Genomic DNA, 24,828 nt, shown 5'->3' on the forward strand with positions numbered 1-24,828 from the left:
ATCGTAGACATGCTCACCCGGAGACGGCGAGCGCGTCCACGACGTGGTTGAGCCGCCTCAGCGCGGGTGCACTCCGGCTCCCGCGAGCGCATCGAGCAGACGCTGCCGCAGTGCCTGGGCCCGTACGGAGAATTCGCGCTGCCGGGTCATGTATTCGGCCTTGCCCGCCGCGGTCTCGACGGCGACGACGCCGTAGCCCCAGCCGCGCAGGTCGTAGGGGGAGGCCTCCATGTCGAGGGTGCGGATGTCGAGTGCCAGATCGAAGCAGTCGATGACGAGGGCCGACGGGGCGATCGGTCCGATCTTCATCGCCCACTTGTAGAGGTCCATTCCGGCGTGCAGGCAGCCTGGCTGTTCGTTGGCGACCATGCCCTGTCTGCTCGGCTGCAGGGTGTTGAGCGGTCGGGCCGGTTCGGTGAAGAAGCGGAAGGCATCGTGGTGCGAGCACTGGATGCGATGGCCCTCGACCACGGCGTCGGTCTCGGCGGGACTCAGTCGCAGCGGCACCTGCTGATGCCGACGTTCCTCTTCGCTCAGCCGGTAGACCATCGCCCATTCGTGGATGCCGAAGCAGCCGAAGTTCGCCTCCCGGTGCAGGGTCGAGGCCAGCAGCGAGGCGATGAACTTCGCCCCATCGCCCCGGTCGGTGCGCCAGGACTCGAGGTCCACCTCGGCGAAATCGCCTGTCGGGCCGGTCCGGTACCAGCGGCGGTCGAAAGCGGCGCGGTCATCCTCGGTCTCGAGTTCGAGGCGGACCCCGACGCCGGGATTCCACTTCGCCAGCTGCCCGACCTTGAACGGATAGTAGGTGAAGAGGAAATCCTCGACCGGGTGTTTCTGCCCGTTCATGCGTCGGGCGATGTGCGCCTCCGTGCGCGCGCTGACTTCGGCCTCGTGGTCATCGCGCAGGCTTCGCCACTCAGAAGCGGGCAGCACAGAACCGGCGCCGAGGCGGTCGAGGACAGGTGCGGAAGTCACCGCTTCATTGTCCCAGACCGTTTGGTCCCGCGCATGGCGGGCGCGGTCAGCGGATCCTCCGGCCACGGGTGCTTCGGATAGCGTCCGCGGTTCTCGGCCCTGACCTGGGCGTACGCATTGGCCCAGAAGGAAGCGAGGTCACTGGTCACCGCCAGAGGTCGGCGTGCGGGGGAGAGGAGGTGGAGGATGACCGGCACCCGGCCTTCGCACACGCTCGGCGTGGCCTGCCAGCCGAAGCACTCCTGGAGTTTGACCGCGAGCACCGGGCTCTCCGGAGTGGTGACGTCGGCAGGGTACCCGTCCTCGGTGTCGTCATCGGCGGGGTCGCCACCGCTATCGGTGTCGTTTCCGCCGGCGCTGCCATTGGTCACGGCCTGATCGGGATCCGGGTAGTCGAGGCGGATCCGCGACCCGGTGGGCACCGCGATCTCGGACGGGGCGAGCTCGTCGAGCCGGGCAGCCTCGGGCCAAGGCAGCAGGGTCCGCAGCGCGGAGACGAGATCAACCTTGGCCGGGTCAGACCCTTTCGCGATCCGGTCGAGTGCCGCCTGGCACCAGTCGGTCAGCGTCCGCGAGAGATGCGTCCACCGCACATCCGGCCACGGATCACCGTAGACGGCATGGAGGAGACCCATCCGGGCGCGCAGCGATTCGAAGGCTTCGGACGGTCGCAGCACTTCCCGGGCACCGCGTTCGGCGACCGAGGCGGCGATGGCCTCCCGGGCGAGCTCCGGTGTGGGCGTGATCGGGGTGGCCGTGAGTTCGATCCCGCCGAGGCGGCTGCGGCGGACCGCTCGCACCTTCCCCTTGGCGAAACTTGCCGACTCCTCGGTGACGAGCAGTCCGGCACCGGCGAGTTCGGCGGTGTCCTGGTCGATGACCGCGGCCGCCCTGATCACGGCTCGGTCGCCGGCTAGTCCGACCTCGGAGATCGCCAGCCACTCGCTGCCCTGCAGTGAAGAGTCGCGGGGCAGCGTGGCCGCGGTTCCCGAGGCGAGCAGGTACTCCGACGCAGAGGAGCTGCGCAGCCTGGCGATCTGCAGCGGGAAGGACAGCGCGGTGACGAGGCCGAGATCGTCGGCGCGCAGAGACCGGTGCTCCGCGGTCGTGCGCCCCGAGTTAGAATCCCCGAACTCGGCGGCGAGTCCCGCGAACCGCTTGACGTCCTGGGCGAAGCGCGGGTCTCTGCTGCGCCGCAGAGACCTGAGCAGAGCGAGGAGGTCGGCCCCGGGAGCGCGCTGTTCGGATTCCATCACCGCGATCGCCTCGGCGGCTTCATGCGCGGACAGCATCGCCGCTCCGTCGAGGAGTCCCCGAGCCGACCACACGGAAGCCGGGATCCGCGCGATGGCACGCCCGAGTTCGGTGGGGGTCAGGCGCTCGCCGGCCTCAGGCTCGGGAGTCGCAAACCCGGCAGCCTCGGGCTCGGCCGTCCCAAACCCTGCAGCCTCGGGCTCGACCGCGCCGAGCGCGCGCAGATTCTCCACCGCCAGCCGGTACGGTGCCACGGGCATCGGATCCGGCAGCAGGTTCGGATCTCCGCCCCACACGGTGATCGCGAGCACCGCCGCGGTGAGATCGCTCGTCGCGATCTCCGGCGGAGTGTGCTCGGGCAGACTCGCCCAGTCCGCTTCCGAGAGGCACCGGTAGGCGATGCCCGGGCCCAGACGTGCGGCGCGCCCGGCCCGCTGCGTCCCCGAAGCCTTGGACTCCCGCTGCGTGACCAGGCCGGACATTCTCCGCCGCGTGTCCAGTCGGGGGCCGCGGGAAAGCCCGGAATCGACGACGATGCTCACGCCGGGCACGGTCAGCGCGGACTCCGCGACCGAGGTCGAGACGATCACGCGACGACCGGCCGCCTCGGCGTGGGGTCGGAGGATCGCGTCCTGCTCCTTGGCCGGGGTGCGTCCGGTGAGGGTGTGGACGACAGGTTCGTCCGACCCGCTGTGCGACCCGTCTGACCCGCCAAGCCCGCCGCCTGGCCCGCCCGACGAACCGGACATCCGCGAGCGGACTCGGGACGCGATCTCCTCGACCTCCCGGGCGCCGGGGGCGAAGACGAGGACATCGCCCTCGGGGTGCGCGCCCACGGCGTCGACCGTCGTCGAGGCCACATAGTCGAGGAAATCCCTGGTCACCCCGCGGGCATCGAGACCTCGCCGCTGCGGAGGTGCCCAGCGCACCTCCAAGGGGTGGACTTCGGCAGTCACCGACAGATGGGTCGCAGGCGATTCCGGAGTGCCCAGACGCCGCGCCCACAAGGCGGCGTCGAGGGTCGCCGACATCACCACGAGGCTGAGGTCCTCGCGCAGATCGATCAGCTCCCGACACATCGCGAAGGTGAGGTCGGTGTCGAGCTGCCGTTCGTGCACCTCATCGAGGATGACGGCACCGACACCGGACAGCTCGGGATCGCGGAGCAGGCGGGCCAGCAGCACGCCGGTGGTGACGAATTCGATGCGTGTGCGCGCCGAAGTCCGCGATTCGCCGCGAACCGTGAACCCGATGTCCTCGCCGAGGCGGGTCCCCGTCAGTCCCGCCAGCCGCCTGGCCGCGGCGCGGGCGGCCATCCGCCGCGGCTGGGTGACGACGACGCGACCGGGGCGCTGCTCAGCCACGAGCGGCGGCACCAGGGTCGTCTTGCCTGAACCGGGTGGGGCCTCGACGACCATGCGGGGGAAGCGGCCCACCTCGGCGATTCTCATCTCTTCGATGAGCGCGGCGGCCGGCAGACCGGATCCGATGCTCTCGAGATCGAAGGATCGCGGGCCTGGTGCGGATGGCGGATGGGACATGCATCCAGTCTCTCAGCTCGAGTCGGAAATCCCCGCGCGCGGACACCGGGGAGCACTGACTAGACTGGGGCACATGCGTATTGCCAGATTTGTGCACCAGGACGAACCCAAATACGGCGTCGTCGAAGGCGAAGTCCCTGCGATCGAGAACGGAGACTGGGACACAACGGGTCTCGAAATCGCCGTCCTCGACTCGGACCCCTTCTTCACTCCAGCCCAATCGACGGGTGAGAGGCTGAAGTTCGACGACGTCCGCCTGGTCTCACCGATCCTCCCGCGGTCGAAGATCATCGGCGTGGGACGCAACTTCGCCGACCACGCGGCCGAACTCGGCAACGAGGTGCCGGTGTCCCCGCTCTCATTCTTCAAACCGAACACCTCGGTGATCGGCCCCGGCGATCCCATCCGCCTGCCCGCGATCAGCGAATACGTCTCCTACGAGGCCGAACTCGCCGTCATCATCGGCCGCGTCGCCAAGGGAGTGAAGGCCGAGAACGCCTTCGACCATGTCCTCGGCTACACCGCGAGCAACGATGTGACTCTGCGCGACATTCAGCGCTCGGACAAGCAGTGGACCCGGGCCAAGGGCTTCGACACCTCGAGCCCGCTGGGTCCGTGGATCGAGACCTCGCTCGAGGTCGACGACCTCGGAATCCGCTCCTGGGTCGACGGCGAACTCAAGCAGGACGGCACCACTGCGGACTTCATCTTCGACATTCCCACGCTCATCGAGCACCTGTCCGAGACGATCACACTGCTGCCCGGCGACGTCATCCTCACCGGCACCCCGGCAGGGGTCGGTCAGATCGTGGCAGGCAACCGCGTCGACATCGCCATCGAAGGCCTCGGCGTGCTCTCCAATCCCGTCATGGACGCCTGAGGAGACCCCCGCGGAACCGCCGGCTCCGGGCCCGCCCGGCATCGGCACCACAGCCACCGTCTTCCATCACCGCCACCGCCTCGCACCACTGCCACTGACTCACACCACTGCCACCGACTCGCACCACCCGAACACAGAAGGACAATCGTGAGCGTCAAAGTTCGTTTCTGCCCATCACCGACAGGCACCCCGCACGTCGGCATGGTCCGCACCGCCCTGTTCAACTGGGCCTATGCCAAGCACACCGGCGGCAAGTTCGTCTTCCGCATCGAGGACACCGACGCCGCCCGCGACTCCGAGGAGAGCTTCGGACAGGTCCTCGAGGCGATGAAGTGGCTCGGCCTCGACTGGGACGAAGGCATCGACGTCGGCGGCCCCGACGGCCCCTACCGCCAGTCCCAGCGCGGTGAGATCTACGCCGACGTCATCGAGAAGCTCAAGGCCGGCGGTCACATCTACGAGTCCTACTCGACCAACGAGGAGGTCGAAGCCCGGCACAAGGCCGCCGGACGCGACCCCAAGCTCGGCTACGACGGCTACGACCGCGACCTCACCGAGGAACAGATCGCCGGCTTCCGAGCCGAAGGCCGCGAACCTGTGTGGCGCGTGCGCATGCCCGCCGAGGACATCACCTTCACCGACCTCGTCCGCGGGGAGATCACCTTCCGCGCGGGTACGATCCCCGACTTCGTCGTCGTCCGGGCCAACGGGCAGCCCCTGTACACCCTGGTCAACCCCGTCGACGATGCGCTGATGGGCATCACACACGTGCTGCGCGGCGAGGATCTGCTGTCCTCGACTCCGCGTCAGATCGCGCTCTACGAGGCGCTCAAGGCCATCGGAATCGCCGCGGCGACCCCCGAGTTCGGCCACCTGCCCTACGTCATGGGCGAGGGCAACAAGAAGCTGTCCAAGCGCGACCCGGAGTCGAACCTGTTCCTCCACCGCGACAACGGCTTCATCCCCGAGGGCATGATCAACTACCTCGGCCTGCTCGGCTGGTCCATCGCGCGGGACCGGGACGTGTTCAGCGTCAAGGAGTTCGTCGAGGCCTTCGACATCCACGACGTCCTGCCCAACCCGGCCCGCTTCGACGTGAAGAAGGCCACGGCCATCAACGCCGACCACATCCGCCTCCTCGACGCCGATGACTTCCGTGACCGCCTGGTTCCCTATCTCCAGGCCGCCGAGGTGCTGCCTGAGTCTCCGACGGACAAGCAGCTGGCGATCCTCGACCAGGCTGCGCCGCTCGTGCAGACGAGGATGAACCTCCTCGCCGAGGCTCCGAACCTGCTCGCGTTTTTCTTCACTCCCGACGCGGAGCTGACGATGGCCGAGGATGGGCTGAAGACGCTCAAGGACTCCGCACCCGAGGTGCTGGCCGCGTCCCTCGAGGTGCTCGACGGGCTCGAGGACTGGACGACCGACACCCTGCACTCGACGCTGCAGGCGAAGCTCGTCGACGAGATGGAGATCAAACCGCGCCTGGCCTTCGGGCCGCTGCGGGTGGCCGTCTCCGGACGCAAGGTCTCCCCGCCGCTGTTCGAGTCGATGGAGATCCTGGGCAAGGACTCCTCTCTGACGCGCCTGCGGGCACTGGCCGCGCAGCTGTGACCGGACCCGACCCGACACGGAGTGGGAAGCAGGGGACGAATCTGACCCAGGAGACCTGGACCCGTGGGGGACTGCACCTGCGGGACGTGAGAGTCGACGTTCCCTTCGACCATTTCGGCAGGGGCGGGGCGCGGTCTGCGGCCGCCTCTCTGGCGGCGCCGGTCTCGGCGAAACCGGTCGGTGCCTCCTCGACCGTCGGGCCGGGGACCATCGAGCTCTTCGCCCGGATCGTCGCTTCTGAGGCCGAGAGCACCAAGCCCTACCTCGTCTACCTCCAGGGCGGTCCCGGGGTCGAGGCACCCCGGCCGACCACTCCGGTCGGCAAGGGCTCGTGGCTGGCGCGGGCACTCGAGGACTTCCAGGTCGTCATGTTCGACCAGCGGGGGACCGGGAAGTCGAGTCCGATCGGTTGCCTCGAGGGTCGAATCACCGGCCTCGACTGGGCGGGCGAAGAGCCTGCCGACATCGCCGAGGCGCTCGGACGCTACCGTGCCGATTCGATCGTCGAAGACGCCGAGGTCCTGCGCGCGGCTCTCGAGATCGATTCCTGGTCGCTGCTCGGACAGTCGTTCGGCGGCTTCACCGCACTGCGCTACGTCTCAGCCCATTCGGAGTCGCTGGACGAGGTGTACTTCACCGGGGGACTGCCCGCGATCGGCGTCGACCCGGCAGAGATCTACGCGCGGACCTGGGCGGGCATGCAGCGGAAGTCCGAGCAGTTCTATCGGGACTTCCCGGGTGACCGGGAGAAGCTGTCCCGCCTCGTCGATCTCGCCGAGACCGAGGGCGGACTCGCCCTGCCGGGCGGGGCACGCGCGAGCCGGGAACGGCTGCGTCTCCTCGGGCACTTCCTCGGTGCCTCCGACGGGCCCGAGAAGCTGCACTATCTGCTCGACCTCGACCCCGCCTCGGCGGCTTTCCGTCATGACCTGGCTGCGGCGCTGCCGTTCTCCGGGCGGAACCCGCTCTATGCCGTGGTCCACGAAGCCTGTTGGGCCGACGGCACGGTGACGAACTGGGCAGCCAGGCGTGCCATGCCCGCCGAGGTGCGTGCCGATCCGACCCTGCTGGCCGGCGAGCACGCGGGGCCGGAATCCCTGCACGAGGATCCGGAACTCACACCCTTCGCCGAGGTGGCCGAGCTCGTCGCCGGGCGGCAGTGGCCGAGGCTCTACGACGTCTCTGCGCTACAGGCCTCCCCGGTCCGTGGTGCGGCCGCGGTGTACTTCGAGGACGCGTATGTGCCGGTCGAGCATTCGCTGGCCACCGCCGAGCACCTCGGCGGGGTCAAGGCCTGGGTGACGAACGAATACGAGCACAACGGCCTGCGCGCCGACGGCTACCGAGTTCTCGACCGCCTCATCTCCCTGGCACGGGACTGAGGCGGGGCGCGGAGCCTCTGCCGCGACGAGAAGTGCGGTGGGGGCTGCGCGGGGAACCGGCAGGGGACCTGGGATGCGCCCTGCGATGTTAAGAACGTCACAGGAAAATGAGCCCCGCAGATTTGTCCCCGGGCGGTCGGCTTGTGTAGAGTTATATCTCGTTGCTCAGGGAAATCCCTCCGGGAAAGCCTTGAAAAACATTGGGGTATGGTGTAATTGGCAGCACGAGTGTTTCTGGTACATTTAGTCTAGGTTCAAGTCCTGGTACCCCAGCGGACAGCATCGGGAATGAAATCCTGATGAGTCTTACGCCCCCGTCGTCTAGTGGCCTAGGACGCCGCCCTCTCAAGGCGGTAACGGCAGTTCGAATCTGCTCGGGGGTACGGCAGAGCCCGGCATCGAATCAATCGGTGCGGGGCTCGCTCTAATTCACAGGGAAGTTGTCACGGCGAGCGTCCTGCCGCCTGAACCCCTACGGGGTCGCACCCCGTCCATGCAGAGTCCAGAGCTCCCGACTACCCGAACGAATCGGTCACAGAACCGAGGCCGGAACGCCGTTCTCCTCGGTTCTGTGACCAGCTGCTGGCGAGTATGGCCCCGCGCGCAGGCAGCCGTCGTGCTCTCAGCGACCGACCGAGTCGGCGATCTTCTTCGTGTTCTCCGCGGTCTTGATGTTCGCGACGATGAGCTCGAGGCAGAGTCGCACGAAGATCACCCACAGCGCAGGAATGATCCAGCCGAAGATGATCGCAAGGATGATCGGCAGGATGCTGAAGCTCGGGCCGCTGGAATAGTAGCTCGCGACGCTCGAAGCTGCGGTGCTCGTGACGATCGCGCCGATGATGGTTCCCAGGTAGGACAGTGCGGCGACGACGATCGCGATGATGTAGATGAATCCGGACCACTTCACGGAGATGAAGTTGTCGAAGCGGATGTCGAAGAGTGACTTGAAGAAGCCCTTCTCTCCGGAGCCGGAGCGCTGTGGGTAGCCACCGGTCTGCGGATAGGCCACGCCCTGCTGTTGGTAGGCGCTCTGCTGCTGGTACGCGTCGGCCTGCTGGTAGGCGCCCGGCTGATACGGGTCAGCCCGCTGCGGGTACATCCCACCGGTCTGCTGATATGCGTGGTCCGGCTGCGAGTAGCCGGCGTTCTGCTGGTAGGTGCCGCCCTGCTGGTTCTGCGATCCGGAGTATCCCGGCTGGGCCTGGCCATCATGGCCGGCCTGGGCTTCGCCACTGCTCTGGGCATCATGACTGCTCTGTGCACCATGAGCGGTCTGGCCATCGTGACCGCCCTGAGGATTGGCGACCGTTTGACCGTCGTTCGGGTTCTGGTTGTTCTCTGCGTCGTTCGGGTGCTGCGGTGTCGACATCCTCTTCCCTCTCACGAGTTGACTGGCTGTCTTCGCAACATATCAGGGTGGGCTGTCATTGGCGTGGGAAAGCGTCTCGGTACCGTCACACTCGGCGCCGTCGCACGTGAAGACGTCACACCAGGGCGATGCTCCACTCCACGGCGAACTCGGCGCCCGGAGCGATGACGTCGTAGCCTTCGCCGGCACCGAAGGCGTTCGGCGCGCAGGTCATCGGCTCGATCGCGATCGCCCGCCGCGCATGGTCGGGGTCCAAACCGTCGCCGGTGCACGCCTGCCAGGCACGGAAGCTCTCATCCATGCCGATGACGATCTCACGGTCGTCCGCTCCCCGCAGCCGCGCGTAGCACCAGCCGCCTAGGGCCCCAGCTTCGTCGCCTGCCCCCGGGCGATCCTCGTCCCTAGTCGGCTCGCGATCGGCTTCGGCCCGCGATCGCTCATCGCCGCCGAGCCTGGCCCGATCGCCTGCGCTGCGACTCGGCGAGCCGAAGGCGTCATCGAGGACCGTGCCGTCGAGCGCGCGCAGGGCCCGGAAGTCCTTGCAGACGATGCAGGCCGAATCGTCGCGCACATGATCGGCGGGAATGAGCGAACCGTCGTCGAAGGGGCGGAGCTGCGTGGGGATGAGCCGCTCATCAGTCGCGTACCAGGTCCCCGCGGGGACGAGCAGCGCGGCATCGTCGACGCGGTCGCCTCCCGGGTGGAACCACGGATGGAAGCCGAAGCCGAAAGGAGCGGGGCCCGTCCCCAGATTCCGTGCCGCGGCACGGATGGCAAGCCCGCCGGCGGTGAGCTCGTACCGCACCGACAGAGCCAAGGTATGCGGGTATCCTTCTGACTCCGCAAGCACCGTGTCCAACTTCGCCGAGGTGGCCGTGCGTTCGGCGATCTCCCATTCGATCCCGGCGACGAGGCCGTGGAGGGCAGTGCCGCGCTCCGGTTCCGTGATCGGCAGCCGTCGGTCCTCTCCGGCGAAGCGATAGCGGCCATCGGCGATGCGGTTGGGCCAGGGCGCGAGAACGGCCCCGTCGAAAGCACCCATGGGCACGACCACAGGGCGACCGGCAGCCGTATAGCCGCGCAGGCTCGCACCGATGGGGGAGATGACCGCAGTGTCCTCGTCGAGGGCGAGTTCGATGCTGGCGGTCATGCGGCTCCGGGAAGGTCGGTGGGTAAAGGATTCGGTGTGTGAATTCTACGCTCAATCCGCAGGGAACGTCCGCAAGGTGTTAGCATTATGATCGAAAATGATCACTTTTGGGAGGGTGATGATCGTGCATCGTCGGACGCGGCTCGCCGACGGCCGGGAGGCCGTCTTCTTTCAGGACTCCGAGGAGCCGCGAGCACCGATCGATATCGATCAGCGCCCCGTGGAGCCACGGCCGGACAGCGGCCATCTCCGCTTCGACCTGCTCACCGGCGAATGGGTGGCCGTGGCCACGCACCGGCAGTCGCGGACGCATCTGCCCGCCGCCGCCGAATGCCCACTGTGCCCCTCACAGCCGGGACGCCCCACCGAGGTGCCCGCGGCCGACTACGATGTCGTCGTGTTCGAGAATCGCTTCCCATCACTGGGCCCAGGGCTCGGCGAGGTGATCCCCGATCCCGGGCAGGTCCTCGCCGAGGCGGCCCCCGCCCTCAGCGCGGAACCGGGCTTCAGCCAGGCGGCAGAGACCTTCGCACCCGCCCGCACGGTCGAGGCAGGACTCTCGGCACCGGGGTCCGGTCGCTGTGAGGTCGTCGTCTTCAGCTCCGACCACAACGGGTCCTTCGCCGGACTCGAGACCACCCGCGTGCGCACCGTCATCGAAGCCTGGGCGCATCGGACCGCGGAGCTCTCGGCCCTGCCCGGCATTGCGGAGGTCTTCGTCTTCGAGAACAGGGGAGAGGAGATCGGCGTGACGATGAACCATCCCCACGGCCAGATCTACGCCTATCCCTATACGACCCCGCACACCGCGCGCGCCAGTGTTCGGGCGGACCGGTATCAGCAGGAGACCGGTCGGGCCCTGATGGGTGACATCCTCGCCTTCGAACGCGGCAGCGGAGAGCGGATCGTGATCGAATCTGAGCACTTCTCGGCCTTCGTGCCCTTCGCCGCCCGCTGGCCGATCGAAGTCCATCTCGTCCCTCATCGTCAGGTGCTCAATCTCGCCGACCTCGATGCCGCCGAGCGCGATGACCTCGCCCGCATCTATCCGGAGATCCTCCGGCGCATCGACGCCCTGTACACGACCCCCACGCCGTATATCGCTGCTTGGCACCAGGCGCCGGTCAACAGCGAGAATCCGGACGCACAGTGGCTGCGTCTCGAGATCACCAGCCCCAGGCGGGCGGAGAACAAGCTGAAGTTCCTCGCCGGATCCGAATCGGCCATGGGTGCTTTCGTCAGCGATGTCTCCGCTGAGGAGACCGCCCGTCGCCTGCGCTCGGCGGGAGCCGCCGACTGGAACTCGGAGCCGGGAGAAGAACCGGCTGTGAGTCCGGTAGCCGGAACAGTGCCCGACCGTACGGGAGCCGGCCGATGAGCGGCGCGGGAGACGTCTCTGCGGCAGGACTGAGCGCCGATTTCGCGGCGCTCTTCGGATACACACCGCTCGGCTGCTTCCGGGCTCCGGGACGCGTCAACCTCATCGGCGAGCACACGGACTACAACAACGGGTTCGTCCTCCCGATCGCCATTGACAGGGCCGTGCACGTCGCCATCGGCAGGCGAGGTCCTGCCGGGGGCAGCGAAGCTGTCTCCAACAGCGCCACCACAGCCACAGGCACTGCAGCGCCGCCGGAGCAGGACTCGAGCATCCGGATCGTCTCGAATCACCGCGACGAGAACGGCCGGCGCCTCGAGGGTCAGCTCACGGCCGAGGAGCTCGTTCCCGGCCGGATGCAGGGCTGGCTCAGCCACGCGGCTGGGGTGGTCTTCGAAATCGCGCGCACGACCGGCACCAACGTCAGCGGAATCGACCTCTTCATCGACTCCACTGTCCCCGTCGGCGCAGGACTCTCCTCCTCCCACGCCCTCGAGGTCGCCGTGCTCATCGCCCTCGACGAGGTCTTCGAACTCGGACTCGGCGAGAAGGAGAAGGCGCTGCTGACCCAGCGCGCGGAGAACGACTTCGTCGGGGCACCTACGGGCATCGTCGACCAGGCGGCCTCGATCATGTCCCACGCCGGCCACGCCCTGTTCCTCGACTGCCAGGACCTGAGCCACAGTCAGATCCCCTTCGACCTCACCGCGCACGGCCTGCGCCTCATGGTCATCGACACCCGGGTCTCCCACTCCCACAGCGAGAGCGGCTACGGCGACCGACGGCGCAGCTGCGAAGCCGCGGCCCACGCCCTCGGCGTAACCAGCCTGCGCGAGTCGATCCCGACCGACAACCAGGCTCTCCTCACGCCCGAACAGCTCAAGCGCGTCAGGCACGTGATCACCGAGAACGCCCGCGTCCATGCGACCGTCGCAGCCCTCGAGGCCGGAGACCTCGACGGCATCGGCGAGCTCCTGCTGGCCTCGCACGAATCACTTGCCCACGACTACGAAGTCTCCTGCCCCGAGCTCGACCTCGCGGTCGCGACCGCCATGGATGCAGGTGCACTCGGCGCGCGGATGACCGGTGGAGGATTCGGCGGGTCGGCGATCGCAATGGTCGCCGAGGACCGGATCGACATCGTGAGCGCGGCGGTGACACGCGCCTTCGCCGCAGCCGGCCACCGCGAGCCGCACATCTTCATCGTCACCGCCGCAGCCGGCGCGGGACGCTACGAGGACTGAGCCCCGGCCCCGCCGACCTCGTCAACCTCGCCGGCCCCATCACCTTTAGCAGCCCTACCAGCCCCATCGGCCTCGGCAGACTCACCGCCCCGCCGACGTTCGCGCTCCCTGGCCTGAACCCGTGAGAGCAGCACCTGGGCGACAGCGACGACGAGGAGCACGGCACCGTTGACCACGGCCTGCCAATTCGAGTTCGTCAGCCCGAGCCTGTTGATGAGGTTCGCCACCACCTGCAGCAGCACCACGCCGACGAGCGAACCGACGACCGTGCCGGCACCACCGGTGAGCAGGGTGCCTCCCAACACCACCGAGGCGATGGCCGTGAGCTCGAGGCCCACGCCCAGGGTCGTCACCCCTGACGCCGTGTAGGACGCGGTCAGCGCCCCGGCCAGCCCGGCCATCGTCCCGGACACGGAGTAGACGATGAGGGTCGAGCGCAGCACCGGCAGACCCATCAGCCTCGCCGCATCGGGCTGCCCGCCGATCGCCAGCAGCGTCGACCCGTAGGAGGTGCGGTGGAGGACCACGACGCCGACGGCGAAGAGGATGAGAACGATCCACACGGGCACACCCAACCCCAGGAACGAGCGCCGGGAGAGCTGGAGGAAGGCCGCCTCGGCGGGGACTTTGTAGGTCTCGGACCCCTCCTGGGTCAGGGCGAGCAGCAGCCCCCTGGCGAAGAGGAGCCCGGCGAGGGTGACGATGAACGCCGGGATCGAGGTGCCGGCGATGATCGCCCCCTGGATCAGGCCGACGAGCGTGCACACGATGAGCGGGACGAGCAGCGCCGCGAGGAACCCGTACTGCGAGGCCCAGGCCGCGAGCACCCCGCCGAGGGCGAAGACCGACCCGACGGACAGGTCGATCCCGCCGGTGAAGATCACGAAGGTCAGCCCGAGCGCCAGCGGAGCGAGGAACGCGGCCTGCAGTGCGATCTGGCTCAGATTGCCCGCCGAGGCGAACGACGGGTAGGCGATCGACGAAACCGCGATGAGGGCGAGCAGGATGACCAGCGCCCCGTTGCGCTGAGTCAGCCTGGCCAGCTGCTCGACGCGGGAACGGGAGGTGCCGGCGATGGCGACGACCTCGACCTCGGTGCGATCGGTCATGACTTCCTCCTGCCCACCTGGAGCGCGACCGCGACGACGATGACCACGGCCTGAACCATCTGTGAGATCGAATCGGCGACGTTGTGGGACACGAGCGTGGACACGATGAGCTGCATGAGCAGGGCACCGCCGACGGTGCCGAGCACGCGCACCCGCCCACCTGAGAGCGAGGTGCCGCCGATGACCACGGCCGCGATCGCGGAGAGCTCCATGAGCAGGCCCAGCGTCCGCGGGTCGCTGGCCTGGGAGCGGGCGGCCACGAGCACTCCGGCATAGGCGGCGAGCACACCGGAGAGCACATAGACGGTGACAAGCACCGACCTGATGCGGATGCCGGCGAGCTCCGCCGCGCGCTGGTTCCCGCCGATCGCCTCGACCATCACCCCGAAGGTGGTCCGGCGCATGAGGAAGGCGACGACGATGACGAGGAGGACCGCGCTGAGCACCGAATAGGGCACACCGAGCACGGATCCGGTGCCGAGGCTGACGAGACCCGGATCCGAGAGGTTCTTGATCTCCCCGCCGATGACATTGGCCAGCCCGCGCCCGCCGATGAGCACGGCCAGGGTCGCGACGATGGGTTGGAGGCCGAAGGAGGACACGAGCACACCGATCATCAGCCCGCTCAAGGCCCCGGCGACGATGCCGACGAGGATCGCCGGCAGCGTGCCGTACCCGATGTAGAGCGGCATGATCGCCGCCGACAGGGCCATCACGCTGCCCACGGAGAGATCGATGCCTTTGGTGCCGATGACCATGGCCATGCCCAGGGCGACGATGAGCACGGGGGCGGTCTGGATGAGCTGAAGACGCAGGTTCGTGACAGTGAGGAAGTGCGGGGTGATGACGATGTTGACGAGGACGAGCAGGGCCAGGGCGACGTAGACGCCGTAGTCGGCGATCCACTTCCTCAGCGAGGTCGATCGTTTCAGCGGCGCCGAGGCGGTTGCGGCGGTGGCCTTCATGCGCGGTCTCCAGCGTCGTCGGGGGAGGGGGCGCCCTCCGCGGAAGGGGCGTCCGAAGCAGCGCCGCCGTCGACGAGGGCGGCCAGCAGCCGGGAGTTCTCGACCTCGTCGCCGGTCAGGGTCTCGCTGATCTCCCCGTCGCGGAGGACGACGATCCGTGCCGAACCGGCGACGAGCTCCTCGGTCTCCGAGGAGATGAGGACGACGGCCAGGCCCTTCTCCGCGAGCTCGTCGATGAGCGCCTGGACCTCCTGCTTCGCCCCGACGTCGATGCCGCGGGTGGGTTCGTCGAGGAGGAACACCGAGGGTTCGGTGGCCAGCCAGCGGGCGATGAGCACCTTCTGCTGATTGCCCCCGGAGAGTTCGGAGACCAGTTGGGTGGGGGAGGAGAGCTTGATGCCCAGCCGGTCGATGTAGCGATCGACGAGGGCGTCGACTCTGCGGCGGGAGAGCACGCCGCCCCGGGAGACGCGGGAGAGGACGGCGAGGACGATGTTGTCGCGCACGGAGAGCTCGGGCACGATGCCTTCGGATTTGCGGTCCTCGGACAGCAGCGCCACACCGGCCCCGAGGGCCGCGGGCACCGACTGCCGCCGGATCCGCGAGCCCCTGACCGTGATCTGCCCGGCCGAGGTGTCCAAGGCTCCGTAGACGGCCTTGACGGTTTCGCTGCGCCCCGAGCCGAGCAGCCCGGCAAGGCCGAGGATCTCCCCGGCATGGACGGTGATCCCGACATCGTGGAGACGTCCGGGAGCGCGCAGGCCCGTGGCCTCGAGCACCACCTCGGCGGTCGTGGACTCACTCTCCGGCGCCTCGCTGAAGGAGGTGGCACCGTGTTCGGCGATGTCGCGACCGAGCATCGCCGAGATCAGCGAACGCCGGTCGAGCTCGGCCATGGCTCCGGTGCGGACGACGGCACCGTCGCGGAGGATGGTGACCTCATCGCAGAGCTCCCACAGTTCGTCGAGACGGTGGGAGACGAAGACGATGCCCGCACCCTGATCGCGCAGCCGACGGGCGACGCCGAAGAGGACGTCGACCTCGCGACGTTCGAGCGAGGAGGTGGGCTCGTCCATGATCACCACCGTCGCCTCGGTGGTCACGGCCCTGGCCAGGGCGATCATCTGCTGGACGCCGATGCCGAGGGCACCGAGCTCCGTGGCCACGTCGACGTCGATGCCGAGTTCGGCGACCACCTCGGCGGCCCGGGAATTCAGGGTCCCCAGGTCGATGAGACCGAACCGCGTCCGGGGCTCGCGACCGAGGAAGATGTTGCGGGCCACCGAGAGCAGGGGGACGAGATTGACCTCCTGGTAGACCGTGGAGATTCCGGCGTCCTGGGCCTGGGAGGGGTGGTCGAACGAGACGCGCTCGCCGGCGAGTTCGATGGTTCCCGACTCGGCTTGGTAGACCCCGGTCAGGGCCTTGATCAGCGTCGACTTCCCGGCACCGTTCTCACCGACGATCGTGTGGATGGTTCCGGGCCGGAGCACGAAGTCGACGTCGCGGAGCACGGGCACGCCCGAGAACGATTTGTGCAGTCCTCGGGCGGCCAGTGCCGGGGCGGTGGCAGTCACCTCAGAACGCCTGACCGACCTGCTCTTCGGCATTGTCGGGGGTGTACTCGCCGTCCTTGATGATGATGTCCTCGGGGATCTCCTCACCGCCGTAGAACTTGCTCAGGGTGTCGAAGACGAGCGGGCCGAAGCGCGGATTGGATTCGATGACGGCATTGTAGTTGCCGGCCACGATGGCCTCGACGGCGTTCTTGGTGCCGTCGATGGACACGATCTTGACGTCGCTGCCCGGTTCCTTCCCGGCCTCTTGGATCGCGGCCATGGCGCCGAGGCCCTCCTCGTCGTTGAAGGCGTAGACGGCGTCGATGTCGGGGTTCGACTGGAGCAGCTGAGCGGTGACCTCCTGGCCTTCGGAGCGAGAGGCGTTGGCGGTCTGCTCGGCGACGATCTCGATATCGGGGTAGTCGGCCTTGACCTTGTCCTTGAACCCCTTCTGCCGACCGTCGGTGACGTTGTTGCCCGAGGGGCCCAGCAGCACTGCGACCTTCGCCTTCGAGTCCGTGGCATTCGCCAGGGCGTCCGCGGCGCGTTCGCCCTGTTTGACGAAGTCCGAGCCGATGAAGGTGAGGTAGTCGTCGCAGGAGTCGTTCGTGACCTTCCTGTCGATGGTCACGACGGGGACCTTCTTCTCCTTGGCCGCGCTCAGGGCCGAGTCGAGGCCGTCGGAGTTGACCGGGGCGATGACGAGGATGTCGATGTCCTGACTGAGCAGATTCTCGATGTCGCTGATCTGCTTGGGCAGTTCGTTGTTGGCGTTGGTGACGACGAGATCGGCTCCGGCATCGGCTGCGGCGTCCTTGAGCGACTGGGTCTCCGCGGCGCGGAAGCTCGCAGAGTCCGGTTCGGATTGGGAGAAGCCGACCTTCGCTCCGTCGATCTCGACCTTCTCGGCCCCGTAGTCCTCCATCGTGCAGGTCGGTCCCGAGGAGCCCGCACTGTCGGCGGCCTGCGCTGCCTCACCGCCGCTGCCGGAGGACTCCTTGCTCGTGCCTTCGTTGGTGCAGCCAGAGAGCAGCAGTGCTCCCGCGGCTGCGGCCGCGCAGACGCGGACGGCGGTGGTCTGGAGGAACGTACGCGAAACTGTGGATGTCATGATCCCTCTTCTGTCCGACACGGCCCCATCGCCGTGATGGATCAAAAGTTATCAGAATCACAACAAAACAATCAAGAAGCGACACCCGGATGGTGTCGAATCGAGATGATTCACGCCCCGCCCTAGGCGAGTCGAGTCAGGCGGGTCGAGGCGAATCGAGTCGTGTCAGACGACTTCGACCTCGACGCCGGCGGTGCGCAGGGCGTCGAGCTCCCCGGTCTCGCTCTTGGCGTCCGTGATGAGGTGGTTGATCGCCTCGGTGGGGACGGTGAGCACCGAGGAGCGCAGGCCGACTTTCGTGTGATCGACGAGCGCGGTGACCCGTCCGGCCCCGCGGGCCATCGCCCGATCCGTGTCGGCCACGGGGAAGGCCGGGGTCGAGAGGCCGAAGTCCGCGGCCAGACCGTTGCCGGAGAGGAAGACCGTGTCGGCGCGCAGCTCGAGCAGCTGGGAGACCGTGCCCCCGCCGACGAAGGCGCGGATCGAATGACGGAGGATCCCGCCGACGACGATGACTTCGTTGTCAGGGGAGGCGACCAGCGCCTCGGCGACGAGGAGGGAGTTCGTGACCACACGCAGGCCCGAGTGAGAGCTGAGCTCCTTGGCAAGCAGTTCGGTGGTGGTGCCGGGGCCCAAGGCCACGACGTCGCCGTTGCGCACGTGCTTGGCCGCGGCGCGGGCGATCGCGGTCTTCTCGGCCAAGGCCTGCTCGAGCTTCTCCGCATAGGTCGATTCGCGGGAACTGGAGAAGGCCACCGCGCCGCCGTGGGTGCGGGTCAGGCGGCCTTCCTCGGCGAGTTGGTCGAGGTCGCGGCGGATCGTCACCGCCGAGGTGGTGAGCTTCTCCGACAGTGCGGAGATGGAGACGGCGCCGTCTCGCTCGATCGTCTCGATGATGACGTTGCGTCTCTGGGCGGCGATCATGGAGTCATCTTACTCACGGTGGCGAGGCTCAGCCGCGGATGAGCGCCTCGGTCAGGGTCCGGGCGGCATCGATGACGGACTTCGCGTGTAGGCGACCCGGCTGCCGGGTGAGGCGGTCCACGGGCCCGGAGATCGAGACGGCGGCGACGACGCGATTGCTCGGTCCCCGCACGGGTGCCGAGACCGAGGCGACGCCGCGCTCACGTTCGGCGATCGACTGGGCCCAGCCTCGGCGGCGGACTCCCGAGAGCATGGTCGCGGAGAACCGGGCCCCGCGCAGGCCGGTGTGCAGGCGGTCGGGCTCCTCCCAGGCCAGGAGCACCTGGGCGGCCGATCCTGCGCGCATCGACAGGGTCGCCCCGATCGGCACCGAGTCGCGCAGGCCCACGGGACGTTCGGCGGCGGCCACGCACAGGCGCAGATCGCCCTGGCGGCGGAACAGCTGGGCCGACTCCCCGGTCTGATCGCGCAGCGCCCCGAGCACCGGTCCGGCCGCGGCCAGCAGGCGATCCTCGCCGGCGGCCGAGGACAGCTCGGCCAGGCGCGGGCCGAGCACGAAGCGGCCCTGCAGATCCCGGCCGACGATGCGGTGGAATTCGAGCGCCACGGCCAGGCGGTGAGCGGTGGGCCTGGCCAGTCCGGTCAGTGAGACCAGTTCGGCCAGTGAAGCGGGTCCGGCCTCAAGGGCGGAGAGAACCATTGCGGCCTTGTCGATGACTCCGACGCCGCTACCATTGCTTGTCATAGACACCATTGTGCGCGTCTCAGTGGGCGAGATGCAAGTTCGAAATGCGATACGGACGAGTAGATTCTCTTCTACACACCGCTTCGCCGCCGTCCGGAAGCCAGGCGGTGGACACACCGAAAGTCACGCGACGCACCGCACATCGGGCGTCAGCAGCAAGCGCGTACAGGCAATCCCTGTACCGGCAGGAGGAATCATGCCACGCACCTTGGCCGAGAAGGTCTGGGCCGATCACGTCGTCGCGCGCGGCGAGGACGGTGCCCCCGACCTCATCTACATCGACCTCCACCTCGTTCACGAGGTCACGAGCCCGCAGGCCTTCGATGGACTCCGACTTGCCGGGCGCCCCGTGCGCCGCCCCGACCTCACGATCGCCACTGAGGACCACAACACCCCGACCTGGGACATCGACAAGCCGATCGCCGAACCCACCTCGCGCACGCAGATCGATACCCTGCGCAAGAACGCGCAAGAGTTCGGGATCCGCCTGCACAGCCTCGGCGATGCCGATCAGGGGATCGTCCACGTCGTCGGTCCCCAGCTCGGGCTGACCCAGCCGGGCACCACGGTCGTCTGCGGCGACTCGCACACCTCGACCCACGGGGCCTTCGGGGCACTGGCCCTGGGCATCGGCACTTCCGAGGTCGAACACGTGCTGGCCACTCAGACGCTGAGCCTCAAGGCCTTCAAGACCATGTCGATCACCGTCGACGGCGAGCTGCCCGAAGGCTCGAGCGCGAAGGACATCATCCTCGCGATCATCGCGAAGATCGGCACCGGCGGGGGACAGGGCTACGTCCTCGAATACCGCGGCGAGGCGATCCGGAAGCTGTCGATGGAAGCGCGGATGACCATCTGCAACATGTCCATCGAGGCCGGTGCCCGCGCCGGAATGGTCGCCCCCGACGAGACCACCTTCGAGTACGTCAAAGGCCGCCCCCACGCCCCGGAGGGCGAGGACTGGGACGCCGCCGTCGAGTACTGGAAGACCCTCTACACCGATGAGGGCGCGGAATTCGACCGCGAGGTGGTGCTGGGGGCCGAAGACATCGAGCCCTTCGTCACCTGGGGAACCAACCCCGGCCAGGGCCTGCCGCTCTCGGCCTCGGTGCCCAGCCCCGATGACTTCACCGACGAGAACGACAAGGCCGCCGCGGCCAACGCCCTGGCCTATATGGGTCTGACCCCGGGCACTCCGCTGCGCGAGATCGAGGTCGACACCGTGTTCCTCGGCTCCTGCACGAACTCGCGCATCGAGGACCTGCGGGCCGCCGCCGAGATCGTGCGCGGACGTAAGAAGGCCGAGAACGTCCGCTTCATGGTCGTCCCCGGTTCCGCGAAGGTCCGCCTGCAGGCCGAATCCGAAGGACTCGACCGGATCTTCAAGGACTTCGGCGGGGAATGGCGCTTCGCCGGCTGTTCGATGTGCCTGGGCATGAACCCCGACCAGCTGGCCGAGGGCGAACGCTGCGCCTCGACCTCGAACCGCAACTTCGAGGGCCGTCAGGGCAAGGGCGGACGCACCCACCTCGTGTCCCCGCTGGTCGCCGCGGCCACCGCGGTGCGCGGAACCCTGTCCTCACCGGGCGACGTCAAGGATCTGCCCCGCGACGCCGAACCCGTCGACTGGGCCGACGATCGGCTCAGCCTGACCTTGACACCCACCTCGGCGAGCGCCTAAGGAGCCCACGATGGAAGCGTTCAGCACCCACACCGGCATCGGCGTGCCCCTGCGCCGATCCAATATCGACACCGACCAGATCATCCCCGCGAAGTTCCTCAAGCGGGTCACCCGGACCGGATTCGAAGACGCCCTGTTCTACCGGTGGCGGACCAATGACGACTTCGTGCTCAACGACCCCGATTTCTCGGCCGGCTCCGTGCTCGTGGCCGGGCCCGACTTCGGCACCGGATCCTCGCGCGAACACGCCGTCTGGGCGCTCAAGGACTACGGCTTCCGGGTCGTGCTGTCCTCGCGCTTCGGCGACATCTTCCGCGGCAACTCCGGCAAGGAGGGTCTGCTGGCCGCTCAGCTCGAGCAGGACGACATCGAGCTGATCTGGAAGATTCTCGAGAACCATCCGGGCACCCCGATCTCGGTCGACCTCAATGAGAAGACCGTGACCTGCGACTCGATCACCGTGACCTTCCAGATCGACGACTACACCCGATGGCGTCTGCTCGAAGGCCACGATGACATCTCGCTGACCCTGGCCAAGGAGGACGACATCGTCGCCTACGAGTCCAGCCGGTTCGCATTCAAGCCGAAGACCCTGCCCGCAAAGGTCTGAGCGCCTGGCCGGCGAGGTCTGCGATTCCCGCGGCCTGGGTGGTGTCGGAATTCCAGCGCCGAGGTGCGTCTGCGTTAGTCTAGGACGGTGCCCGAGCAGGTCTCGGGCACCGTCCTCACCGCCGCCGACTCACCGGTCGACCGAGCGGTGACAAGCTGGTCGGCAGCACCGAATCGGGCTGGGACGCAGAGCACGACGCAGGGAGGAACATGCTCGAAGTACGCGGGGGAAATCCGCTCGATGGCACCGTCCATGTCAGGGGAGCGAAGAACCTGGTCCCCAAGGCGATGGTCGCCTCACTGCTGGGAGAGACCCCATCCGTGCTCCGAGGTGTGCCCCAAATCCGCGACGTCGAGATCGTCACCGGACTGCTCGAACTCCACGGCGTGCGTGTCAACCCCGCCCCCGACGGCGATCTGCCCGACGGCGAACTCCACCTCGATCCTGCCGATGTCGCGCAGGGATCGATCGTCGACATCGACGCCCACGCCGGATCATCGCGGATCCCGATCCTCTTCTGCGGACCTCTCCTGCACAGCCTCGGACAGGCCTTCATCCCCGACCTCGGCGGCTGCCACATCGGCGACCGGCCGATCAACTTCCACCTCGACGTGCTCCGCAAATTCGGCGCCGAGGTCGACAAGACCCCCGGCGGGATCATGCTCCAGGCCAAGAGCCGGCTGCAGGGCACGAAGGTCGAACTGCCCTACCCCTCGGTCGGCGCCACCGAGCAGGTGCTGCTCACCGCTGTCCGCGCCGAAGGGGTGACCGAACTGCGCAATGCCGCGATCGAGCCCGAGATCATGGACCTCATCGCGCTGCTGCAGAAGATGGGCGCGATCATCACCGTCGACACCGACAGAGTGGTGCGCATCGAAGGCGTCGAATCCCTGCGCGGGTTCATCCACCGGGCCCTGCCCGACCGCAATGAGACCGCCTCCTGGGCCTCGGCGGCCCTGGCCACCGGCGGTGACATCTTCGTCGCTGGCGCCTCCCAGCCCGAACTCATCACCTTCCTCAACATCTTCCGCAAGATCGGCGGGGAGTTCGAGGTCGAGGAGTCCGGCATCCGCTTCCGCCACCCCGGCGGCAGGCTCACCTCCTTCGCCCTCGAGACCGACGTCCACCCGGGCTTCATGACCGACTGGCAGCAGCCGCTCGTCGTCGCGATGACCCAGGCAGAGGGTCTGTCGATCATCCACGAGACCGTGTATGAGAACCGCTTCGGCTTCACCGAGGCGCTGCGAGACATGGGTGCGAAGATCCAGCTCTACCGCGAATGCCTCGGCGGCACCCCCTGCCGGTTCGGCCGCCGGAACTACCAGCACTCGGCCGTGGTCTCCGGTCCCACTGAGCTGACGGGCACCCGCATCGACGTGCCCGATCTGCGCGGCGGCTTCAGCCACCTCATCGCGGCACTGGCCGCGCAGGGGACCAGCGAAGTCCACGGCATCGAACTGATCAACCGCGGATACGAGAACTTCCTTGACAAGCTCATCGGCCTCGGCGCCGAGGTGGCTGCATGAGCGCGAAGGCCGAGAAACCCTCCGCGGCCGATATGCCTCCCGAGGAGGAGAAGGTCCTCGTCTCCTTCGATCCCGCCTCGGTGCGCAAGCAGAACCGGGCCGGCACCCTCGCCGCGACGACGGCCTACGGGCTGATGCGCACCGCCACCCGGATGAGCGTGCGCGGGCTCGAGCACCTCCCGCCGAAAGGCACCGGCATCATCATCGCCGCCTATCACGCGAATCACCTCGACCCGATCCTCGTGGGCCTCGCACTCAAACGCAACGGCCGGATGCCGCACTTCCTCGCGAAGTCGACACTGTTCTCCGGTGCCCTCGGCGCGATCCTCAAGTCGATCGGCCAGATCCCCGTGCTGCGGGCGTCCGCCTCGGCGGGTGATTCCCTCGAATACGCGAAGGACGCCCTGGCCAACGGGCAGACCGTCGTCATCTACCCCGAAGGCACGCTGACGAAGGACCCCGATTTCTGGCCTCAGCACTTCAAGACCGGCACCGCCCGCCTGGCCCTGGAGACCGGAGCCCCGATCATCCCGCTGGCCCACTGGGGACTGGACACGATCTACCCGCGCGGGGGCAGGAAGCGTCTGCGGTTCAAGCCCTTCAGCCACGAGTCGATCGTGGAGTTCGGGCCCGCCGTCGACTATTCGGACATCTGGGCCCACCGGGATGAGAAGTCGACCATGGGGGAGCTGTCCCGCCGGCTGAAGAACACGATTGCGGCCATGGTCGCCGACCTCTCCCGCCGTGAGCTTCCGACCCGATTCGCAGAGAAGGAGACGGACGAATGAGCGTGGACAGGATTGCGGTCCTCGGAGCCGGTTCATGGGGTACGACCTATGCGGCGGTCATCGCCGATGCCGGATTCCCCGTCACCCTGTGGGCCCGTCGGCCCGAGGTCGCCGAGGAGATCAACACTACACACACCAATGAGCGCTACCTCGGTAAGCGGGTCCTGCCGGAGCTGCTGGTCGCCACCGACGATGACATCGCCGCCGTCACCGACGCCGAGGTCATCGTCCTCGCCGTGCCCGCGCAGACCCTGCGGGAGAACCTCGGCCGGTGGAAGGCTCATCTGAGCCCCGAGGTCCGCCTGGTCAGCCTGATGAAGGGCATTGAGGTCGAGACCGGCAAACGCATGTCCGAGGTCATCGCCGAGGTCGCCGAGGTCGATCCCGCGCAGATCGCCGTCGTCTCCGGTCCGAACCTCGCCCGGGAGATCGCCGACCAGCAGCCCACCGCCACCGTGGTCGCAGCGGAGAGCATCGAGACCGCCGAGTTGGTCGCCGAGATCAGCGCGAACTCCTACTTCCGGCCCTATACGAACACCGACGTCATCGGCGTGGAGATGGGCGGAGCGGTGAAGAACGTCATCGCCCTGGCGGTCGGCATCGCCGACGGGCAGAAGCTCGGGGACAACTCGAAGGCCTCGATCATCACCCGCGGGCTTGCCGAGACCTCACGTCTGGCCGCGGCCATGGGCGCCGAGGCGCACACGCTCTCCGGACTCGCCGGACTCGGCGATCTCGTCGCCACCTGTGCCTCCCCGCTCTCGCGCAATCGGACCTTCGGTCGCCACCTCGGCGAGGGGATGAGCCTCGAGGAGACCATCGCCCACACCTCGCAGACCGCGGAAGGGGTGAAGTCGTCTCCGGCCGTCCTCGCCCTCGGACGCCGGTACGGGGTCGACCTGCCGATCACCGAGGCGGTATGTGCGGTGCTCGCGGGCAAGCTGCGGGTTGACGAACTCTCCGGATTGCTGTTGTCTCGGAAACGTAAGCACGAAGGACCGCCCGCCTGAGGAGGCA

Annotated in this window: 20 protein-coding genes and 2 tRNA genes; 12 read left to right on the plus strand and 10 right to left on the minus strand. The window is 67.9% G+C overall.

Annotated elements, in window-relative coordinates; genetic code table 11:
• Positions 1-57: 57 nt before the first annotated feature.
• Together ACH82I_RS16800 and ACH82I_RS16805 are read right to left on the minus strand one after the other, a co-directional pair.
• Positions 58-978 (minus strand): 3-methyladenine DNA glycosylase, encoded by a 921-nt coding sequence (locus ACH82I_RS16800; protein ID WP_413334260.1) that lies wholly within the window; start codon positions 976-978, stop codon positions 58-60.
• Positions 975-3,773 carry an ATP-dependent RNA helicase gene (locus ACH82I_RS16805; RefSeq protein WP_413334262.1) on the minus strand — a complete coding sequence of 933 codons (2,799 nt, stop codon included), beginning with the start codon at positions 3,771-3,773 and terminating at the stop codon, positions 975-977. The genes ACH82I_RS16800 and ACH82I_RS16805 overlap by 4 nt, the downstream gene beginning before the upstream one ends.
• Positions 3,774-3,846: 73 nt before the next feature.
• Here ACH82I_RS16805 and ACH82I_RS16810 point away from each other — a divergent pair, with 73 nt between their 5' ends.
• The 5 genes from ACH82I_RS16810 (at position 3,847) to ACH82I_RS16830 (ending at position 8,032) form a co-directional block, all read left to right on the plus strand.
• Positions 3,847-4,653 (plus strand): fumarylacetoacetate hydrolase family protein, encoded by an 807-nt coding sequence (locus ACH82I_RS16810; RefSeq protein WP_230745016.1) that lies wholly within the window; start codon positions 3,847-3,849, stop codon positions 4,651-4,653.
• Positions 4,654-4,800: 147 nt separating this feature from the next.
• A complete protein-coding gene (gene gltX / locus ACH82I_RS16815) occupies positions 4,801-6,267 on the plus strand; it encodes a glutamate--tRNA ligase (RefSeq protein WP_413334264.1) in 1,467 nt (488 codons plus the stop codon).
• On the plus strand, positions 6,264-7,649 hold the full coding sequence (locus ACH82I_RS16820) for an alpha/beta fold hydrolase (RefSeq protein WP_413334266.1): 1,386 nt from the start codon (positions 6,264-6,266) through the stop codon (positions 7,647-7,649). The genes gltX and ACH82I_RS16820 overlap by 4 nt, the downstream gene beginning before the upstream one ends.
• A gap of 201 nt (positions 7,650-7,850) precedes the next feature.
• A tRNA-Gln gene (locus tag ACH82I_RS16825) sits at positions 7,851-7,922 on the plus strand.
• A gap of 37 nt (positions 7,923-7,959) precedes the next feature.
• Positions 7,960-8,032: transfer RNA gene (locus ACH82I_RS16830), tRNA-Glu, on the plus strand.
• A 239-nt stretch (positions 8,033-8,271) separates the two neighbouring features.
• On the opposite strand, the gene ACH82I_RS16835 is transcribed toward ACH82I_RS16830, so the two are convergent.
• Together ACH82I_RS16835 and ACH82I_RS16840 are read right to left on the minus strand one after the other, a co-directional pair.
• Positions 8,272-9,021: a DUF4282 domain-containing protein gene (locus tag ACH82I_RS16835; RefSeq protein WP_413334268.1), complete on the minus strand. Its 750-nt coding sequence runs from the start codon at positions 9,019-9,021 to the stop codon at positions 8,272-8,274.
• A 115-nt stretch (positions 9,022-9,136) separates the two neighbouring features.
• Positions 9,137-10,171 (minus strand): aldose 1-epimerase family protein, encoded by a 1,035-nt coding sequence (locus tag ACH82I_RS16840; RefSeq protein ID WP_413334270.1) that lies wholly within the window; start codon positions 10,169-10,171, stop codon positions 9,137-9,139.
• A 118-nt stretch (positions 10,172-10,289) separates the two neighbouring features.
• Between ACH82I_RS16840 and galT the strand changes: the two genes are divergently transcribed.
• Entirely contained in the window at positions 10,290-11,549 is a 1,260-nt protein-coding gene (gene galT, locus ACH82I_RS16845) for a galactose-1-phosphate uridylyltransferase (protein ID WP_413334272.1), read from the plus strand.
• Positions 11,546-12,793: a galactokinase gene (gene galK, locus ACH82I_RS16850; RefSeq protein WP_413334274.1), complete on the plus strand. Its 1,248-nt coding sequence runs from the start codon at positions 11,546-11,548 to the stop codon at positions 12,791-12,793. The genes galT and galK overlap by 4 nt, the downstream gene beginning before the upstream one ends.
• Here galK and ACH82I_RS16855 read toward each other — a convergent pair.
• From ACH82I_RS16855 to ACH82I_RS16880, 6 genes are all read right to left on the minus strand, one after another.
• Positions 12,781-13,902 carry an ABC transporter permease gene (locus ACH82I_RS16855; RefSeq protein ID WP_413334276.1) on the minus strand — a complete coding sequence of 374 codons (1,122 nt, stop codon included), beginning with the start codon at positions 13,900-13,902 and terminating at the stop codon, positions 12,781-12,783. The two genes, galK and ACH82I_RS16855, sit on opposite strands and share 13 nt — an antisense overlap.
• Complete coding sequence (locus tag ACH82I_RS16860; protein WP_413334278.1) at positions 13,899-14,867, minus strand: ABC transporter permease; 969 nt, start codon at positions 14,865-14,867, stop codon at positions 13,899-13,901. Before ACH82I_RS16860 ends, ACH82I_RS16855 begins: the two co-directional genes overlap by 4 nt.
• The gene (locus tag ACH82I_RS16865; protein WP_413334280.1) at positions 14,864-16,444 is read right to left on the minus strand and encodes a sugar ABC transporter ATP-binding protein; all 1,581 of its coding nucleotides are present in this window, start codon (positions 16,442-16,444) and stop codon (positions 14,864-14,866) included. Before ACH82I_RS16865 ends, ACH82I_RS16860 begins: the two co-directional genes overlap by 4 nt.
• Before the next feature lies 1 nt (position 16,445).
• Positions 16,446-17,537 (minus strand): ABC transporter substrate-binding protein, encoded by a 1,092-nt coding sequence (locus ACH82I_RS16870; RefSeq protein WP_413334282.1) that lies wholly within the window; start codon positions 17,535-17,537, stop codon positions 16,446-16,448.
• A 165-nt stretch (positions 17,538-17,702) separates the two neighbouring features.
• Complete coding sequence (locus ACH82I_RS16875; protein ID WP_413334284.1) at positions 17,703-18,461, minus strand: DeoR/GlpR family DNA-binding transcription regulator; 759 nt, start codon at positions 18,459-18,461, stop codon at positions 17,703-17,705.
• 28 nt (positions 18,462-18,489) lie between these two features.
• On the minus strand, positions 18,490-19,206 hold the full coding sequence (locus ACH82I_RS16880; protein ID WP_230745027.1) for an IclR family transcriptional regulator: 717 nt from the start codon (positions 19,204-19,206) through the stop codon (positions 18,490-18,492).
• Positions 19,207-19,402: 196 nt separating this feature from the next.
• Here ACH82I_RS16880 and leuC point away from each other — a divergent pair, with 196 nt between their 5' ends.
• From leuC to ACH82I_RS16905, 5 genes are all read left to right on the plus strand, one after another.
• The gene (leuC, locus tag ACH82I_RS16885) at positions 19,403-20,887 is read left to right on the plus strand and encodes a 3-isopropylmalate dehydratase large subunit (RefSeq protein ID WP_413334286.1); all 1,485 of its coding nucleotides are present in this window, start codon (positions 19,403-19,405) and stop codon (positions 20,885-20,887) included.
• A gap of 10 nt (positions 20,888-20,897) precedes the next feature.
• Entirely contained in the window at positions 20,898-21,497 is a 600-nt protein-coding gene (leuD, locus tag ACH82I_RS16890) for a 3-isopropylmalate dehydratase small subunit (protein WP_413334288.1), read from the plus strand.
• A 209-nt stretch (positions 21,498-21,706) separates the two neighbouring features.
• Entirely contained in the window at positions 21,707-23,023 is a 1,317-nt protein-coding gene (gene murA / locus ACH82I_RS16895) for a UDP-N-acetylglucosamine 1-carboxyvinyltransferase (RefSeq protein WP_413334290.1), read from the plus strand.
• On the plus strand, positions 23,020-23,811 hold the full coding sequence (locus ACH82I_RS16900) for a lysophospholipid acyltransferase family protein (protein WP_413334292.1): 792 nt from the start codon (positions 23,020-23,022) through the stop codon (positions 23,809-23,811). The genes murA and ACH82I_RS16900 overlap by 4 nt, the downstream gene beginning before the upstream one ends.
• The gene (locus ACH82I_RS16905) at positions 23,808-24,821 is read left to right on the plus strand and encodes an NAD(P)H-dependent glycerol-3-phosphate dehydrogenase (protein ID WP_413334294.1); all 1,014 of its coding nucleotides are present in this window, start codon (positions 23,808-23,810) and stop codon (positions 24,819-24,821) included. The genes ACH82I_RS16900 and ACH82I_RS16905 overlap by 4 nt, the downstream gene beginning before the upstream one ends.
• Positions 24,822-24,828: the final 7 nt, after the last annotated feature.

Origin of the sequence: Brevibacterium sp. GP-SGM9, assembly GCF_047300845.1 — a bacterium.
Taxonomy (GTDB): Bacteria; Actinomycetota; Actinomycetes; order Actinomycetales; family Brevibacteriaceae; genus Brevibacterium.